Annotated in this window: 10 protein-coding genes; 1 reads left to right on the top strand and 9 read right to left on the bottom strand. The window is 65.5% G+C overall.

Translation table 11 applies throughout. The annotated features are described in order from the left end of the window. Window positions 1–13: 13 nt before the first annotated feature. Together nusA and rimP are read right to left on the bottom strand one after the other, a co-directional pair. Window positions 14–1,603, bottom strand: coding sequence for a transcription termination factor NusA (gene nusA / locus BIWAKO_RS09975; RefSeq protein WP_069878570.1), 1,590 nt, complete (start codon window positions 1,601–1,603; stop codon window positions 14–16). Window positions 1,604–1,608: 5 nt separating this feature from the next. Further along, complete coding sequence (gene rimP / locus BIWAKO_RS09970) at window positions 1,609–2,289, bottom strand: ribosome maturation factor RimP (protein WP_069882330.1); 681 nt, start codon at window positions 2,287–2,289, stop codon at window positions 1,609–1,611. 297 nt (window positions 2,290–2,586) lie between these two features. On the opposite strand from rimP, the gene BIWAKO_RS09965 reads away from it, so the two are divergent. Next, on the top strand, window positions 2,587–3,675 hold the full coding sequence (locus BIWAKO_RS09965; protein ID WP_069878569.1) for a DUF2336 domain-containing protein: 1,089 nt from the start codon (window positions 2,587–2,589) through the stop codon (window positions 3,673–3,675). Here the strand turns inward: BIWAKO_RS09965 and trmB are convergent. The 7 genes from trmB to BIWAKO_RS09930 all read right to left on the bottom strand — a co-directional run bounded on the left by trmB (window position 3,650) and on the right by BIWAKO_RS09930 (window position 10,609). After that, the gene (trmB, locus tag BIWAKO_RS09960) at window positions 3,650–4,354 is read right to left on the bottom strand and encodes a tRNA (guanine(46)-N(7))-methyltransferase TrmB (protein WP_069878568.1); all 705 of its coding nucleotides are present in this window, start codon (window positions 4,352–4,354) and stop codon (window positions 3,650–3,652) included. The two genes, BIWAKO_RS09965 and trmB, sit on opposite strands and share 26 nt — an antisense overlap. Window positions 4,355–4,461: 107 nt before the next feature. Next, window positions 4,462–5,667: a methionine adenosyltransferase gene (gene metK / locus BIWAKO_RS09955; protein ID WP_069882329.1), complete on the bottom strand. Its 1,206-nt coding sequence runs from the start codon at window positions 5,665–5,667 to the stop codon at window positions 4,462–4,464. A 159-nt stretch (window positions 5,668–5,826) separates the two neighbouring features. After that, on the bottom strand, window positions 5,827–6,240 hold the full coding sequence (locus BIWAKO_RS09950) for a helix-turn-helix domain-containing protein (protein ID WP_069878567.1): 414 nt from the start codon (window positions 6,238–6,240) through the stop codon (window positions 5,827–5,829). A 139-nt stretch (window positions 6,241–6,379) separates the two neighbouring features. Continuing rightward, the gene (lnt, locus tag BIWAKO_RS09945; RefSeq protein ID WP_069878566.1) at window positions 6,380–7,975 is read right to left on the bottom strand and encodes an apolipoprotein N-acyltransferase; all 1,596 of its coding nucleotides are present in this window, start codon (window positions 7,973–7,975) and stop codon (window positions 6,380–6,382) included. Beyond that, window positions 7,975–8,958, bottom strand: a complete 984-nt coding sequence (locus BIWAKO_RS09940) for a hemolysin family protein (protein WP_074471529.1) — start codon at window positions 8,956–8,958, stop codon at window positions 7,975–7,977. The genes lnt and BIWAKO_RS09940 overlap by 1 nt, the downstream gene beginning before the upstream one ends. Continuing rightward, window positions 8,955–9,524: an rRNA maturation RNase YbeY gene (gene ybeY, locus BIWAKO_RS09935; protein ID WP_069878564.1), complete on the bottom strand. Its 570-nt coding sequence runs from the start codon at window positions 9,522–9,524 to the stop codon at window positions 8,955–8,957. The genes BIWAKO_RS09940 and ybeY overlap by 4 nt, the downstream gene beginning before the upstream one ends. Next, window positions 9,521–10,609 carry a PhoH family protein gene (locus BIWAKO_RS09930; RefSeq protein ID WP_084652191.1) on the bottom strand — a complete coding sequence of 363 codons (1,089 nt, stop codon included), beginning with the start codon at window positions 10,607–10,609 and terminating at the stop codon, window positions 9,521–9,523. The genes ybeY and BIWAKO_RS09930 overlap by 4 nt, the downstream gene beginning before the upstream one ends. Between the last annotated feature and the right edge of the window lie 98 nt (window positions 10,610–10,707).

Here is a 10,707-nt window from a genome sequence, read left to right as displayed (position 1 = left end):
ACGCGCGCCTGACTCAGGCCTCGGCCGCTTCGCTGTCGGCCTCGGGCTCCTCGGCGGGAGCTTCGACCCAGCCGGCCTTGATGCGCGCGGCCATGATGATGGCCTCCGCATCCTGACGCGACAGGTCGAACCCGTCGAGATAGCCGGAATGGCGCGTGCTTTCGCCATCCTTGCGTTCGGTCCAACCGACCAGATCGTCGGTCGCGCAGCCCGCCAGATCCTCGACGGACTTCACATCGTTCTCTCCGAGCGCGACCATCATCGATGTGGTGATGCCTTCGACTTCGCGCAATGCGTCCTCGACACCCAAAGCACGACGCTTGTCGTCGAGTTCGGCTTCCACCGTCGCCAGGTACTCCTGTGCGCGCGACTGGATCTCACCCGCCGTCTCCTCGTCGAAGCCTTCGATCGTGGCCAGTTCGGCGAGGTCGACATAAGCGACCTCCTCGACCGAGCGGAAGCCTTCCGAGGCCAGCAGCTGGCCGACGGTCTCGTCGACATTCAGCGCGTTCATGAAGGTCTCGGTGCGCTGCAGGAATTCCTTCTGGCGGCGCTCCGATTCCTCGGCCTCGGTCAGGATGTCGATGTCCCAGCCGGTCAGCTGCGAGGCGAGGCGGACATTCTGACCGCGGCGGCCGATGGCGAGCGAGAGCTGCTCGTCGGGAACCACGACCTCGATCTTGTCGGCCTCTTCGTCGAGCACGACCTTCGCGACCTCAGCCGGCTGCAGTGCATTGACGACAAAAGTCGCAACATCCGGCGACCACGGAATGATGTCGATCTTCTCGCCCTGCAGCTCGCCGACGACGGCCTGCACGCGCGAGCCCCTCATGCCGACGCAGGCGCCGACGGGATCGATCGAGGAATCGCGGCTGATCACCGCGATCTTGGCACGCGAGCCGGGGTCGCGGGCGACAGCCTTCACCTCGACGATGCCGTCATAGATCTCCGGCACTTCCTGGCCGAACAGCTTGGCCATGAACTGCGGATGCGTGCGCGACAAGAAGATTTGCGGGCCACGCGGCTCGCGGCGCACGTCGTAGACATAGGCGCGGGCGCGGTCGCCGACCTTGAAGGTCTCGCGCGGGATCATCTCGTCGCGACGGATGATGGCTTCACCGCGGCCGAGATCGACGAAGACATTGCCGTATTCGACGCGCTTCACTGCGCCGTTGACTATCTCGCCGATGCGATCCTTGTACTCGTCATACTGGCGATCGCGCTCGGCCTCGCGCACCTTCTGCACGATGACCTGCTTGGCCGATTGAGCGGCGATGCGGCCGAAATCGAAGGGCGGCAGGGGATCGGAGATGACGTCGCCGACCTGGGCCGCCGGATTGTGGCGCTTGGCCTCGGCCAGGGTGATCTCGGTCGAGGTGTTCTCGACCTGCTCAACGACCTGGAGGTGGCGCGCCAGGCGAAGTTCGCCCGACTTGGTGTTGATCTCGGCATGGACGTCTGTCTCGGCGCCGTAGCGCGAGCGAGCGGCCTTGGCGATGGCGTCCTGCATCGCATCGACGACGATCTGCCGATCGATCGATTTCTCGCGGGCGACGGCATCCGCGATCTGCAGCAGTTCGAGCCTGTTGGCGCTAACAGCCATGACGCTCACTCCTCTTCGTTGTCGTTCTGCGGAGCCGGCTTGGGCTGCTTACCCGGGCGCGGTCCCAGTGATTTGCCCCTGCCCTTCTTAGGGCTGGCGATATCGTCCGCCGGCGGCATCTCGGGCGGCAGGCCAGACTTGCCCCGCCGCAGTGATTCGGTGACCAGGGCGTCGGTCAGAACAAGCCGTGCTTCGCCAATGGCGTTCATCGGAATCGCGACGTCGCGCTCCTCCTCGGTCTTCGCATCGTCGCGCGAGAGCAGGGCCGTATCGCCCTCGACGCCACGCAGGATGCCGCGGAAGCGCTTGCGGCCGCCGACCGGCTCGTGCGTGTCGATCTTGGCAAGGTGACCGGACCAGCGCGCGAAATCGCTCGGGCGCACCAGTGGCCGGTCGATCCCCGGCGACGACACCTCGAGATGATACGCGGCCTGGATCGGATCGTCGACGTCGAGCGCCGGCGAGACCGCCTGGCTCACCGCCTCGCAACCCTCGACGGTCATCGTGCCGTCCGGGAGTTCGGCCATGATCTGCACGGTGCAACCGTTCTGGCCGGAGACGCGCACGCGCACCAGCCTGTAGCCGAGATCGATGATCGCCGGCTCGATGATGGCAGCGACACGCGCGGCCACACCGCTTTCGGTCACTACGCGCCTGTCCTGATCTGCTGCTGTCGGCTCGTTCATGTTCGGACTGCCTGCCTTCGCTCCGGCAGGGCTTGCGGCCAACAAAAAAGAGCGGGCCGGCCGGCCCGCTCTTGATCATCGGCTTACACCGAAACCAGAGCTGTTGCGTCGCTATTTAGTCCGCAACGGCCGGGCATGCAAGATCAAAGCTGCCCTGTCAGGAAGCAGGGTGTCGAAAGGAACGCCATGTAACGGCAATGGTGCTTCCTTTCCGCGTCCGGCTTTATGCAATTGCGCTAACCGGCTGGTCATTCTTCTCGTCTAGCGTCGGCCAATGGTGCGTAAAGAGGTTGCGTAATGAGTTCGGTCAGCGCGCTGTTGCGTGATCTTGAAGCGACGATGTCGCGTGGCTCGGGCGATGAGCGCGTCCAGATCCTGATGCGTCTGACCGATCTCTTCGTCAGTACGGCCGCGACGATGGGCGATGACCAGATCAGCGTCTTCGACGTGGTGATCGGCAGGCTCGCCCGCGCCATCGAAACCCGCGCGCGGGTCGAATTATCCGAGCGGCTGTCCGTCGTGCCGAATGCGCCAGGCGGCGTGGTTCGCCAGCTTGCGCTCGACGAGATCGCGGTTGCGCGGCCGGTTCTGGTCGGCTCGCCCGTGCTGTCAGATCAGGATCTGGTTGCGATCTCCGCCGCAAAGGGGCGCGACCATATGCTCGCGATCACCGAGCGTCCGGATCTCGCTGAGCCGGTGACGGATTTCCTGATCCTGCGGGGCGGTCGTGTCGTGACCCACGCGGTTGCGGCCAACCAGTCCGCCCGCTTCTCGCGGCATGGCATGGGCGTGCTGGTGATGCGCGCGGTCCAGGATGATGGCCTGCAGGCGACGCTGGGAAGCCGGAGCGACATCCCGGCAGAGCTGGTCGAGCAATTGACGCTGGCTGCGAAGAATTCGGCGCGCCGCAGGCTCGCTGCGACGTTCGAGCCGGCGATGGGCGGAGCGGTCGACCGCGCGGTCGAGCGCAGCGCCGATGCTGTCGCCGCGCAAGACCAGCTTCAGGACGATCTCGGCAAGTTCAGCGCCGCGCTGGCCGATATCAAGGCCTTCCATGACCAAGGCAAACTCGACGAGGCCAAGGTCGCCGAGCTCGCCGCTTCGGGTGCAACCGAACACGCCATCTGCGGCGTCGCCATCCTGGCGAGGCTCGGCCTGCAGGCGACGGAGCAGATCATCCTCGGCCCGGATCGCGATGCGGTGTTGCTCGTCGGCCGGGGGCTTGGCTGGTCCTGGGAGACCACTCGCGCCCTGATCACCCTGCGCAAGGGCGATGGCAGATCGGCACCTGCGGTCGAGCGGGCCCGCCAGAACTACCGCAACCTGACGCCGGTGACGGCGCAGCGCGTCCTCGGCTTCCTCAGGATGCGCGACGGCGTGCAGTGAGATAGCTCGGTACGCGCCCGGCGGCGATGGCTTTGGCCTCGTAACGCGTGCGGATCCAGCCCGGATAGGGTTGGCGCCAGTCGTCGGCGCGCTCGTCGGCCCAGTCGAAATCCGGTGAGTGCAGCAGCCGCGACAAGGTCCAGCCGACATAGTCGTCGATATCGCTGGCGAAGCGGAAACGCCCACCCTTGCTCAGCGCCCGTGCGAACAGGGCGAGCGTTCGCTCCGAGACGAAACGGCGCTTGCGTTGCCTGCGCTTCGGCCAGGGATCGGGATAGAGCAGGTCTATCGCATCGAGGCCGCCTTCCGGCAGGCGCGGCAGCATCAGCGCGGCATCGCCATCCCAGAGCCGGACGTTGGTGAGGCCTTCCCGCTCGATCACCGCCAGGAACTTCGCCATGCCATTGACGAAGGGCTCGCAGCCGATGAAGCCGATCTCCGGACTCTCTCGCATGCGGGAGAGCAGATGCTCGCCGCCGCCAAAGCCGATCTCCAGCCGCACCGCCTCAACCGGCTTGGGAAACAACGCCTTCAGATCCAGGATCTCGCCTTCGGGCAGGCGCAGCCGTGGCAGGGTGCCCTCGATCAGCACGCTTTGACCTTCGCGTAGAGGCTTGCCCTTGCGCCGACCGAAGAAGGCTCGTTCGAGATCTCTCTCCAGGTCTCGTTCTTCGCTCATGATCCCAAAACCCCGTCGTTACCGGCGAAAGCAAAAGGCCGGAGCGAGATCGCTCCGGCCTCTCCGGGATCCGGTAGACCGAACCCCGTCATAACATCCGCGCTGGATCAGGCTACGGCCTTCTTCAGCGTGTCAATCAGGTCGGTCTTCTCCCAGGAGAAGCTGCCGTCGCGACCGGCCTTCCGGCCGAAATGGCCATAGGAGGCAGACTTCGCATAGATCGCCTTGTTGAGGTTGAGATGGGTGCGGATGCCACGCGGGCTGAGATCCATCACCTCGCCCAGAGCCTTTTCGAGCTTGGCTTCGTCGACCTTGCCGGTGCCGTGCAGGTCGACATAGATCGAGAGCGGCTTGGCAACACCGATGGCGTAGGAGAGCTGGATCGTGCAGCGCTCGGCGAGCTTGGCGGCAACCACGTTCTTGGCGAGGTAGCGCGCAGCGTAGGCAGCCGAACGATCGACCTTGGTCGGGTCCTTGCCGGAGAATGCACCACCGCCATGCGGGGCAGCGCCGCCATAGGTGTCGACGATGATCTTGCGGCCGGTGAGGCCGGCATCGCCATCAGGGCCGCCGATCACGAACTTGCCGGTCGGATTGACGTGCCAGACGGTGTCCTTCGAGATCCAGCCTTCGGGCAGCGTCTCGCGGATATGCGGCTCGACGATCTTGCGGACATCCGCAGAGCTCAGCGAGTCGTCGAGATGCTGGGTCGAGAGCACGATCTGCGTGACGCCGACCGGCTTGCCGTTCTCGTACTTGACAGTGACCTGGCTCTTGGCATCGGGGCCGAGCTTGGCGGCCGGTCCTTCACCCGCATGGCGGGCCTTGGCCAGGACTTCGAGGATCTTATGGGCGTAGTAGATCGGCGCCGGCATCAGCTCGGGCGTCTCGCGGCAGGCGTAGCCGAACATGATGCCCTGGTCGCCCGCGCCTTCTTCCTTGTTGCCGGCGGCGTCGACGCCCTGGGCAATGTCGGCCGATTGCGAGTGCAGCAGCACGTCGATCTTGCACTTCTTCCAGTGGAAGCCGTCCTGCTCGTAGCCGATCGCGCGGATCGCCTTGCGGGCTGCCGACTTGACCTTGCTCTTCAGCGCCTTCTCGTCGAGCGAGGTGCGGACCTCACCGGCGATGACGACGCGGTTCGTCGTGGCCAGGGTCTCGCAGGCAACGCGCACCTGGGCGGGATCCATCCCGGCCTTGACGGCTTCCTTGAAGAACAGATCGACGACCTCGTCGGAAATCCGGTCGCAAACCTTGTCAGGATGACCTTCTGAAACGGACTCGCTGGTGAAGAGATAGTTCTGGCGTGACACGGACGAAGGATCCTTCATGCACGGGCAAGCTGGTGGCCGCCAGCACGGACCCTGCCGGTGCGGGGCGCAGCGTTCTTGCAGCGAACGTGTTCGCCGTCAAGCGCTCAAATCCGTTTATCGGGAGAAACGTTCGTCAAGACGAACGCCGAGGCGCTTCAATCACGGCTTTTCAGCGTGTTCCTCGGCAATCGCCTCAACCAGGTCGATAACCCGGCGTCGAACCTGGCCATTTTTGATGCGCACGAAGGCCTTGGTGAGTTGCACGCCTTCGCTGGTAGCCAGGAAATCCGAGATATAGGTCGTCGAGGCGGCGTCCGAGAAGCCTCCCGACGGCATGTCGCCGGACGGGGCGCCCTCGAAGAAAAACGAAACCGGAACATCCAGCATCTTGGCGATTTGCTGCAAGCGGCTGGCGCTGATGCGGTTTGCGCCCTTTTCGTATTTCTGAACCTGCTGGAAGGTCAGCCCAAGTGCTTCACCAAGCTTTTCCTGGCTGACGCCGGCAAGCATGCGGCGCATCCGGACGCGGCTGCCGACATGGCGATCGATCGGATTGGGGATTTTCTTCAGCATGGATCGACGGGCCTCGGATCAGGGTCATTCTGCCGAAGCCGCAATCCGGCAGTGTCCTATGGTCAAATAGAATACACTAGTTTCAACTGAATCGCTTCTTAAACGACATCTTCCGCGCTGGGAATAGTTCCAGTTGGAATTATTTTGAACGTCGCAACCGCGCGGTAAGCAAGAATATTATAACAAGGCCTGCAAAAATGACATCCCCGAGCTGCGCGTAAGGCGTAACAGAGGCGTGAGTGGGCAGGGCCGCGTCGAGCACCCCCTCGCTCCCGAGCGGCAGGCTGCCGGTGATCCGGCCATAGGCGTCGATCACAGCGGATATGCCGGTGTTGGCGACGCGCACCAGGGGCAATCCCTGCTCGACGGCCCGCAACCGGGCCTGGGCGAGATGCTGGTAAGGACCGCTCGTCTGACCGAACCAGCCGTCATTGGTGAGATTGAGCATGAAGCCCGGTCTCGGGCCCTGCGGCATCACCTCGCCGGGAAACACGGCCTCATAGCAGATCAGCGATGCGACCGGCGGCAAGCCGCGCACGGTGAGCGGTGTCCGGCGTGCACCGGCCGTGAAACCACCGGGAACGGCAACGAATTCGGACAGTCCGACACTGCGGATCAGCGTCTCGAGGAACGCGGGCAGGTACTCCCCGAACGGCACGAGATGGACCTTGTCGTAGCTCGCGAGGATCACGCCCTGATCGTCGACAACCTGGACCGAATTGAAGATCGGCGGCCGACTTTCGCCCGGCAGCGTTTCGCCGGCGCGGGCTGCGCCGGTGATCAAGGTTGTGTTCGGCGGCAGCAGGGCCGCGATCCGCGAAAGCGCTCCCGGGGTTCGCCCGAGCAGGAAAGGGAAGGCCGATTCCGGCCAGATCAGATGGGTGACGTCCTGGACGCCCAGAGTCGTGGGACTTGTCGCCCGGTCGCTGAGCGCAAGATAGCGGTTGAGGATCGCCTCGCCGTTGCGTGGATTGAACTTGGCGTCCTGCGGCAGATTGGGCTGCATCAGGCGAAGTTTCACGCCGGGGACGGTGGGCGATGGCGTGGCGGGAATGCGCCAAGCACCAAAGCCGAGCAGCGCGCACAGAACCACGAGCCCCAGAACTGGCGCCTGCCAGCGCTCCGGGCCCGGCTTGCCGGTCCCTAGCGTCGCTGGTGCGGCGCCGAGCGCGACCGCCACCAAAGTCAGGCCGTAAAGGCCGGCGACCGAGGCGAACTGCGCAATCCATGGCTGACCGGCCAGCATCATGCCGTAGACGTTCCAGGGAAAGCCCGTCAGCACATGCCCGCGCAGCCACTCGCTCAAGGCAAGCGCGACGGCGAGGATGAGGATGCGGCCGCCGCCATGTGGCCAGACCAGGCGGGCGGCACCGAAGGCCAGGGCCGGAAAGACGGCGAGGAAGGCGGGCAGGGCGATGACGCCGAGCGGCATGGCCCAGGCGAATTTATCGGCCTCGACAAGGAAGGCAGCACCAAGCCACCACAGTCCCGCGAGAAAGAAGCCAAAACCCCACCACCAGCCGGCCGCCATGGCTGCGCGGACGCGCGCCCCGCGGCTTGTGCCGACGGCGCCGTCGATCAGCCAGACCGAAATGGTCATCGGCACGACGATCAGTGGCCAGAGATCGAGGGGCGGCAGGGCGAGGGCGCCGCTGGCACCGGCGACGAGCGCGATCAGGCGCTTCGGCCAGCCCCAGGCGAGAATGACCCTGTCGGCCAGGGCGGCAAAGCGCATCAGCCGGGATCCGTCGTCGCTGGAGCCTCAGGCGCGGCGGGAACATTCCGATGGATGCGCAGCCGCTTGATGCGGCGCGGGTCGGCGTCGAGAATCTCGAAGGCGAGGCCCTCGGGGCCCTGGATCAGCTCGCCCCGCGCCGGGACATGCCCGGCGAGCGTGACGATGAGCCCGCCGAGCGTGTCGACGTCCTCGGCGACGTCCGTCTCGGAAAGGTCGATCCCGGTGGCGTCCTTCAGGTCTTCCAGCGTTGCGCGGGCATCGGCGGTGAAGCGGTTCTCGCCAGCCACCGCGATCGTCGGCGCAGTGTCGAGATCATGCTCGTCCTCGATATCGCCGACCACGATCTCGACCAGGTCCTCGATCGAGACCAGGCCATCGGTGCCGCCATATTCATCGATGACGAGGGCGATATGCGTGCGGGTGGCCTGCATCCTGACCAGCAGATCGACGGCAGGCATCGACGGCGGCACATAGAGCACGGGCCGCAGGATCTTGGCCGAAGCCAGAGTGACGGAAAGATCGATCGCGCCGAGATTGGGGCCGGCCGTTCCCGGCTGCGCGCCGCGGCGACCAGGTTTGGCCCGGGCTGCGATGAAGTCGAGAAAATCGCGGATATGGACCATGCCGCGGGGGTCATCGAGCGTCTCGCCATAGACCGGGAGGCGCGAATGGCCGGCGGTGCGGAACAGGGCCAGCAATTCGCCGAGTGTTGCCTCGGACTGGACCGCGATGATGTCGGCGCGCGGGACCATGACATCGGCGATACGGCGCTCGCGCAGGCTCAGAACATTGGAGAGCATGGCCCGCTCCTGCGGGCTCAGATCGGCGAGCTGCCCGCTCCCCTGGGCGAGCGCTTCGGTGATGTCCTCGCGAATCGTTGCCCCGTTTCGCAGGCCTAGCCGGTCGAGGAAATGGCTCAGCCATTGTGCCAGGCCGCGACTGGGAGGTTCACTTGGGGAGGGTCTACTGTCGTCGCTCATGGTACGGGGTGATCTGCCTTGGTCTGTGCCGCTGGAGCGGCTTCTGGTTCTGTGCCGGCATAGGGGTTGGCGATACCGAGGCTCGCGAGCGCGGCGATCTCGAGCCCTTCCATCCGCGTCGCTTCGGCTTCGGTCTCGTGATCCTCGCCCAGCAGGTGCAGGAGGCCGTGGATGACGAGATGGCTGAGATGGTCGCCCATGCTCTTGCCTTCGCTCTCGGCTTCGCGCGCAAGGGTTTCATAGGCCAGCACGATATCGCCGAGGACGGGGCTCGATCCGATCCGCTCCGGCGGCGCGGCCGGAAAGGACAGCACATTCGTCGCCTTGTCGAAGCCACGCCAGTCGCGGTTGACGATGCGGATGCGTTTGTCGTCGGTGAAGAGAAGGCTGAGCTCTGCTTCGGCCAGCGGCTTGATGGCGGCGACGCTGAGCGCCGCTTCTGTTGCCCGGGCAACGCGCTCGCGCAGATCCGCGAGATCGCGCCAGCGGCGCGACTCCAGGCGGATGTCGATCGCAAGGCTTTGCGTTCGCGGCGCCGCGCGCCGCGAACGAGGTCGATCGTTCATCGCGGCCTCTCCCGCGACAATGTGCGCCGCAGACCCTCGCTATGGTCTTCAGGCGCCGCCTCCGCGACGACGGAACGGGCACGCTCCTCGCGCTCATCCCGCTCTCGGCGGGAAGCATCCTCGTAGGCCATCACGATGCGGCGCACGAGATCGTGCCGGACCACGTCGCCTTCCTCGAAGCGGGCATGGCCGACGCCTTCGACACCGGCCAAGAGCCTCACGGCCTCGACCAATCCCGAGCGCTGTCCCGACGGCAGATCGATCTGGCTCGGATCGCCCGTGATGATCATGCGCGAGCCCTCGCCGAGCCGGGTGAGGAACATCTTCATCTGCACGGAGGTCGCATTCTGAGCCTCGTCGAGCAGCACGACCGCATTGGTCAGGGTCCGTCCGCGCATGAAAGCGAGCGGAGCGATCTCGATCATGCCGGTCTGCAGGGCGCGCTCGACATGCCGCGCCTCCATGAAGTCGTTCAGCGCGTCATAGATCGGGCGCAGATAGGGATCGACCTTTTCGCGCATGTCGCCGGGCAGGAAGCCGAGGCGCTCGCCGGCCTCGACGGCCGGACGTGACAGCACCATGCGCTCGACCACGCCCTGCTCGATCAGCGAGACGGCATGACCGACCGCGAGCCAGGTCTTGCCGGTGCCGGCCGGCCCCTCCGCGAGCACGAGTTCGTGGCGCTTGAGCTGGCGCAGATATGCATCCTGCGCCGCATTACGGGCCCGCACCGGCCCGCGCTTGCGGGTGACGATCGCCTCGAACGAGGCCTTGCCGGTATTTTCCGCCGGGAACAGCGAACGCTGGACGTTGCTTTCCTCGATGGCTCCGTCGACCTCGCCGAGATTGAGCGGAGCGCCCGCCTTGGCGCGGGTATAGAGCGTCTTCAGCACGCGCCCGGCCTGCTCGGCCGTCTCGCGCGGGCCCTTGACGGTGACATGGTTGCCGTTCGGGCTGATCACGACACCGAGCCGGCGCTCGAGATGCGCCAGATTCTGGTCGTATTGACCGAAGACCAGACTGGCCAGCCGGTTATCCTCGAAGGACAACACGACTTCCGTGGCGGGGACCCCGTCGCGTGTCAGGCTCTCGACACGTGGCGATGCGCCCTCGCGGCGCGGCTCTCGATCGGATCTCGGGGTCACCTGGTCAGTCTGTGCCAATAGAGTCGTCTCCCTGGCGC

It is taken from the genome of Bosea sp. BIWAKO-01 (assembly GCF_001748145.1).
Taxonomy (GTDB): Bacteria; Pseudomonadota; Alphaproteobacteria; order Rhizobiales; family Beijerinckiaceae; genus Allobosea.
This window is presented reverse-complemented; position numbering and strand designations above follow the sequence as displayed.